Source organism: Streptomyces sp. NPDC088124, assembly GCF_040685895.1.
GTDB lineage: Bacteria > Actinomycetota > Actinomycetes > Streptomycetales > Streptomycetaceae > Streptomyces.
The window spans coordinates 1-5,060 of record NZ_JBFBJB010000123.1 but is presented as its reverse complement, the minus strand read 5'-3'; the positions used below and the strand labels follow the sequence as shown (position 1 = coordinate 5,060).

Genomic DNA, 5,060 nt, shown 5'->3' with positions numbered 1-5,060 from the left:
TATGTGCCGCTGGATCCGGAGTGGCCGGTGGAGCGGGCGGAGTTCGTGCGGGCGGACAGCGGGGTGACGCTGGTGGTGACGGAGGAATGGCTGGCAGGGCTGCCGGCCCTCGCCGCGGCGTCCGATGCGGCCCCCGGGTCCGGTGTGGGGACGGGGCCCGGTGCGGGTGCCGTCCCGGTGGTGTCCCTGCTGTCCGCCGCGTACGTGATCTACACGTCCGGGTCGACAGGTGTGCCCAAGGGTGTGGTGGTGTCGCACGCGGGCGTGGCGGGCTTTGTCGCCGCCGTCGTGGAGCGTTTCGGGCTGGACGGCTCGTCGCGGGTGCTGCAGCTGGCGTCGGCGGGCTTCGACGCCTCCGTGATGGAGCTGCTGATGGCGCTGGGCGGCGGCGGGACACTGGTCGTTCCGGAGGGCGGCCGGGCCCTGGCGGGGCGCGAGTTGTTCGACGTACTCGCGGGCGAGGAAGTGACGCACGCCCTGGTGCCGCCGACCGTGCTGGGAAGCGTTCCGGCGGGCGAGCTGCCGGCGCTCAAGGCGCTGGTGTCGGGCGGCGAGGCGTTGGGCGCGGGGCTGGTCGAGCGGTGGTCGCCGGGGCGCCGGATGTTCAACGCGTACGGCCCGACGGAGGTGACCATCGCGGCGTCGATCAGCGGGGAACTCCCCGGTGGTGCGGTGCCGGGCGCGGTCCCGCCGATCGGTGTCCCGGTGGGCGGCGCGCGGGTCGCGGTGCTGGACGGCTGGCTGCGGCGGGTGCCGGTGGGCGTGCCCGGCGAGCTGTACGTGGCGGGCGTGGGGCTGGCACGGGGCTATCACGGGCGTGGTGGGTTGACCGCCGGGCGATTCGTGGCCGACCCGTTCGGTTCGGGAGGCCGGCTGTACCGGACGGGCGATGTGGTGCGCTGGCGGGAGGACGGCCAGCTGGAGTACGTGGGCCGTGGCGACGATCAGGTGAAGGTGCGCGGTCTGCGCATCGAGCTGGGTGAGATCGAGGCGGTGGTCGGGCGGCACGACGCGGTGGGCCAGGTCTCGGTGATGGTGCGTGAGGACCGTCCGGGGGCGAAGCGGATCGTCGCCTACGTCGTGCCCGCCGCGGGTGCCGCGGACGGCGGCGACGCGGACGGCATCGGCATGGGCGGCGTCGATGCGGACGGGCTGCGGGACTTCGCGGCGCGTGAACTGCCGGTGTACATGGTGCCTTCGGTCTTCGTGGTGCTGGACGCGCTGCCGGTGAACGCCAGCGGCAAGGTCGACCGCAGAGCGCTTCCCGTCCCTTCCGACGAGCCCGTGGACGCGTACGTCGCCCCGCGGACCGAGGCCGAGCGTGCCCTCACGGAGATCTGGGCCGAGATCCTCGGAGTGGAACGCGTCGGGGTCGACGACAACTTCTTCTCCCTCGGCGGCGACTCGATCCTGAGCATCCAGGTCGTCTCCCGGGCCCGGCAGGCCGGCTTCGAACTCTCCTCCCGTGACGTCTTCGCCCGCCAGACCGTCTCCGCGCTCGCCGCGGGGGCCGGGACGACCGGGTCCGTCACCGCGGTGTCGGCGGACCAGGGTGTGGTGTCGGGCGAGGTGGGCCCGACACCTGTCCGTGAGTGGTTCTTCGCCACGCACACCGTCGACCCCGCCCACTTCAACATGTCCATGGAGGTCGAACTCCCGGCGGACACCGACCTGTCGGCTCTCCGCGAGGCGGTGCGCGGGCTGCTCGTTCAGCACGACGTCCTGCGGATGACGTTCACCGAGGGGCCGGACGGGCAGCGCGCGGGACGGATGGTCCCTGTGGCCGACCTCGACGGCATCCTGACGGTTCACGACCTCGCCGAAGCCGAAGCCGAAGCCGAATCCGAAGCCCGAGCCGCCTGCTCGCAGACAGCGACCTGGCAGGGCTTGAAGGACGCGGCGCAGGCCGGTTTCAGCTTGGAGGACAGCGGCCCGCTGTTCCGTGTCCTCGTGGGCACGCAAGGCGCCGACGAGGCGGACCGGACCGTACGGATGCTCATCGTCGCCCATCACCTTCTTGTGGACGGCGTGACCTGGCGCATCCTCCTCGAAGACCTCAGGTCCGGCTACGCCCGCGCCGCGGCCTGCGCCCCTGCGGTTCCGCGGCCGAAGACCTCCTCCGTGCAGCAGTGGGCGGCGCGGCTCGCCGCGCACACGGCGACCGGTGGCTTCGACGCCCAGATCCCGTACTGGAACTCCGTTCTGGAGGGCGCGGAGACGGCCGTACCGGTCGACCGTCCGGACGGCGACAACACCGTCGCGGCGCAGGCGGTCGTCTCCGGCGGACTCACACAGGAGGTGACGGAGGACCTCCTCCAGCGGGTCCCCGCCGTCTACCGCACCCAGATCAACGACGTACTCCTGACGGCCCTGGCGCGCACCCTGCGTACGTGGACGGGGCAGCACCGGACAGCAGTCAATCTGGAGGGCCACGGCCGCGAGGAGATCTTCGACGACATCGATCTGACCCGTACGGCCGGCTGGTTCACCTCCATCTACCCGGTCGCCCTCGCCCTGCCCGACGGGGGCGACTGGGGAGCGGCCGTCACCTCGGTGAAGGAGCAGCTGCGCGCCGTTCCCGACCGCGGTGTGGGGTACGGAGCGCTGCGCTATCTGGGCGATGTCTTCGCCGAGCACCCTCATCCCCTGATCAGCTTCAACTACCTCGGCCGACTCGACATGGCGGCGGGCGGCGGCGCGGACGACTGGTACCGCTCGACCACCCTCAACCCCGGGGGCGAGCACAGCACTCGGGAGAACCGTCCCCACCTCCTCGACATCACGGCAGGACTCCTCGACGGCCGGCTCGTCTTCTCGTGGCACTACTCGGCCGGCCTGCACCGCGAGGAGACGGTCCAGGCCCTGGTGGACGACTTCGCCGCCCAGCTCAGCGCCTTCGTGACCCACTGCGCCGAGCCGGAAGCGGGCGGCTGCTCGCCGTCGGACTTCCCCTTGGCGCGGCTGACGCAGTCCGAGGTGGACCGGATCGTACGGGGCAACGGCCGCGCCGCTCAGGACATCGAGGACGTCTATCCGCTGACGCCCCTCCAGTCGGGCATGCTCTTCCACGCCTTGGCGGAGCCCGATTCCCCCGCGTACGTGGAGCAGTTCGCCTTCACCCTGGACGGGATCACGGACTCCGACCGGCTGGCGAGCGCCTGGCAGCGGACCGTGGACCGCTCGGACGCCCTGCGTGTGTCACTGGAGTGGGAGGCGGTCGGTGAGCCGGTCCAGGTGGTGCATCGCCGGGTCACCGTGCCCATGCTCCACCTGGACTGGACGGGCGCCGATGACGCCGAACAGGGGCCCCTGCTGGGGGACTTCCTCCGGGCGGACCGGGCCCGCGGTATCGAACTGACCTCCGCGCCGCTGATGCGGGTCGCCCTGGCCCGTACCTCGGACGGCACGGTCCGCGTGGTGTGGACCTTCCACCACCTTCTCCTCGACGGCTGGAGCACCTCCGCGTTCCTCTCGGACGTGCTGGCCGAGTACGCGCTCCTCGACGGAACGGCGGCCGAACCTCCCGTCTCACGGGGTGCGTTCGGCGATTACGTCCGGTGGCTCACGGAGCAGGACCGGGCGGCGGGCGGTGCCTACTGGCGTGGAGTGCTGGCCGGCTTCGAGGAGCCGGTGCCGCTGCCGTACGACCGGGTGCCCGAGCAGGCCCGGCGCGGGCAGTCGAGCGCCCGGGTCCCGGTGACCCTGGAGCAGCCGGTGTCCGCCCGGGTGAACGGCTTCGTACGCCGCCACCGGATCACGGCCAACGCCCTGGTCCAGGGGGCGTGGGCGCTGGTGCTCGCGCAGTACGCGGGATCGTCGGACGTGGTGTTCGGTACGACGGTCTCCGGCCGCCCGGCGGATCTGCCGGGCGCCGAGGACATCCTCGGCCTCTTCATCAACACCCTCCCCGTCCGTGTCACGGCCGTCCCCGGGCAGTCGGTCGCGGACTGGCTGCGACAGGTCCAGGACGCACAGGCCGAGTCGCGCCGGTACGAGTATGTGGCGCTGTCGGACATCGACACGGACGTGCCGGCGGGTGCCTCGCTCTTCGACAGCCTGGTGGTCTTCGAGAACTACCCCGTGGACGAGGCGGCGGCGGAGCGGCACGGCATCGGCATCCGCGGGGCAGAGGCCATCGAGTCGACCAACTATGCCCTGACGCTGATCGCCGCGGCCGTCGGTGACGGGCTGGACATGACACTCGCCTACGATCCGGCACTCTTCGACCTCGCGACGGCTGAACGCCTGTCGGCCCAGCTCTCGACCGCGGTCACGCGGCTGATCGAGCACGCCGAGGCGCCGGTCGGGGACGTGGACCTGCTGAGTGCGGCCGAGCGGGCACAGGTGCTCGGCGAGTGGAGCCGCGGGCCGGGAGAAGCCCCGCGCGTGTCCATTCCGGAGGCGTTCGCAGGACAGGTCACCGCCGGGCCGGACGAGGTCGCGGTCGAATGCGGCGAAGTCTCGCTCACGTACGTCGAGTTGGACGTCCGCGCGGACGAGCTCGCGCGGACACTCGCGGCGCACGGCGTCCGAGGGGGCTCCCGCGTGGGACTGCTGCTGGAGCGGTCGGTCGACGTCGTGGTGGCGATGCTCGCGGTGCTGAAGGCGGGCGGTGCGTACGTTCCGTTGCATGCGGGATATCCGGAGGAGCGACTGCGTGACGTCGTGGAGCGGAGCGGCGCTCTGCTGGTGCTGACCGACCGGAGTGTGGACACGGTCGGTGGCGTGGCGACGGTTCGGGTCTCCGTGGAGCCGGCGGGGCAGGAAACGCCCGAGCGGGGGCGCGAGACGCTGTCCGGTCGGCTGTCGTCCGATTCCTTGGCGTATGTGATGTTTACGTCGGGGTCGTCGGGGGTGCCGAAGGGTGTGGGGGTGACGCATGGGGATGTGGTGGCGTTGGCCGCTGATTCCCGTTGGTCGTCGGGTGGGCATGAGCGGGTGTTGTTCCATTCGCCGCATTCGTTTGATGCGGCGACGTATGAGGTGTGGGTGCCGTTGCTGAATGGTGGGACGGTGGTGGTGGCCGAGGCTGAGTTGTCGGTGGATGTGGTGCGGGGTGC

General features: G+C 71.6%; 1 protein-coding gene. It reads left to right on the top strand.

Going from position 1 to position 5,060, the window contains the following annotated elements; genetic code table 11:
- A partial coding sequence (locus AB0P17_RS43065; RefSeq protein ID WP_365820568.1) for an amino acid adenylation domain-containing protein occupies positions 1-5,060 on the top strand: 5,060 nt, incomplete at both ends.